Here is a 1,636-nt window from a genome sequence, read left to right as displayed (position 1 = left end):
GAGCAGCAGCGCCTCGCGCTGCTCCGTCCGGCAGGGCCATCAGGGCGCGTTGCACCTGGGCCAGCTGCACCCGCGCATCCTGGCTCGGCGCGCCGGCCTGGGGCGCCAGCTGCGTCGCCTGGGCGATGCGCGCATCCTCGGCGCGGCGGCCGCGCAGCCGCGAGGCATGGGCGTTGTGCATGATCGAGAACAGCCACGGGCGCAGCGCCCGGTCCGGCTGCCAGCCGCGGCGGCCCTCATAGGCCTTCAGCAGGGTGTCCTGCAGCAGGTCCTCGGCCTCGGCGGCATCGCGGGTCAGGACCAGCGCGTAGCGCTTCAGCCCCGGCAGCTCGGCGATGACGTCGAAATCATCCTTGCGGCGTTTCATGCCCCATATACGCAGCCACCTCCGGTTTTCATCCCGGGGACCGCGCCTTGTTCCGATGGAGGCATGGACAAACTCTCAACACGATCCTGGATATGATGATTTTTGCGAGGTTTTTGCAGACGAAAAGCAACCCGCCGGTGTTATAGGCAGCGATACTCGATAGTCCGCCGCGATTCGGAGCGACATGACCGACGACACTGTGGAGCAACGCCGATCGGTCGATCCCTCCGTGTCCGATCGCTATCTCGGTCGTCCGATCGGCTCCGCAGCAGCCTCGGTCGCTCTGCCGTATCCGTCGCGGCCCGGCATCCTCGACCGCTGGCCCGCCTGGCTGGTCGGACTCGCCGGGCTGCTGGCCCTCGGGCTGGTGCTCCGCTTCGCCCTCGCTCTGGCCTTCCCGCGCATCCACCACGCCGACGAGCTGTTCCAGTATTACGAGCAGGCGCACCGGCTGGCCTTCGGCCAGGGCATGGTGCCCTGGGAGTATCGCGAGGGCATCCGCTCCTGGCTGCTGCCGGGGATGCTGGCCGGGCTGATGAAGGCGGTGTCCTGGGTCAGCGACGACCCGTCGGCCTATCTCGGCGTCTCGAAGGCGCTGTGGTCGGCGCTGTCGCTCGGTATCCCGGCCGTCGCCTTCCTCTGGGCCCGGCGCGCCGCCGGGCTGACGGCGGGGCTGACCGCGGCCTTCATCGGCACGATCTGGTTCGAGCTGATCTATTTCGCGCCGACGGCGCTGACGGAATCGATCGCCACCAGCCTGCTGCTGGTCGGCTGCTGGCTGGCCTGGACCGCGGAAACGACGGACCGCCGCCGGCTGGTCTGGGCCGGGGTGCTGTTCGGCCTGGTCTTCGTCTTCCGCTTCCACCTGCTGCCGGCGATCGTGACGGCGGTCGTGATCGCCGGCCGCGGCGACTGGCGCGGCCGGGTGCGGCCGATGCTGCTGGCCGGGCTGGTCCCGGTGGTGCTGTGCAACGGGCTGCTCGACTGGGTGACGCTGGGCTGGCCGTTCCAGTCGGTGCTGAAGAACTTCTGGATCAACATCGTCGAGGAGAAGAGCCACAGCTTCGGCGTCATGCCGCTGGGCTTCTACTTCACCGAATACGCCCGGGTCTGGTCGTGGTGGCTGGCGCCGATGGCCGCTCTGATCGTGCTGGGCGCGCGCCGCCAGCCGATGCTGGTGGCGGTGCCGCTGGCGGTGGTGCTGTCGCACAGCCTGGTCGCCCACAAGGAATACCGCTTCGTCCTGCCGGCGCTGCCCTTCCTGCTGAT

2 protein-coding genes are annotated in these 1,636 nt (G+C 69.1%); one reads left to right on the top strand and one right to left on the bottom strand.

Annotated elements, in window-relative coordinates; genetic code table 11:
• The coding region (locus P409_RS33800) for a sigma factor (protein WP_034849018.1) at positions 1-367 on the bottom strand (367 nt) is incomplete at its 3' end.
• Positions 368-551: 184 nt separating this feature from the next.
• Between P409_RS33800 and P409_RS33795 the strand changes: the two genes are divergently transcribed.
• Positions 552-1,636, top strand: a 1,085-nt coding sequence (locus P409_RS33795) for a glycosyltransferase family protein (RefSeq protein WP_430515681.1), incomplete at its 3' end; no start/stop codon positions are given.

Origin of the sequence: Inquilinus limosus MP06 (assembly GCF_000767795.1) — a bacterium.
In the GTDB taxonomy this organism is placed as follows: Bacteria; Pseudomonadota; Alphaproteobacteria; order DSM-16000; family Inquilinaceae; genus Inquilinus; species Inquilinus limosus_E.
This window is presented reverse-complemented; position numbering and strand designations above follow the sequence as displayed.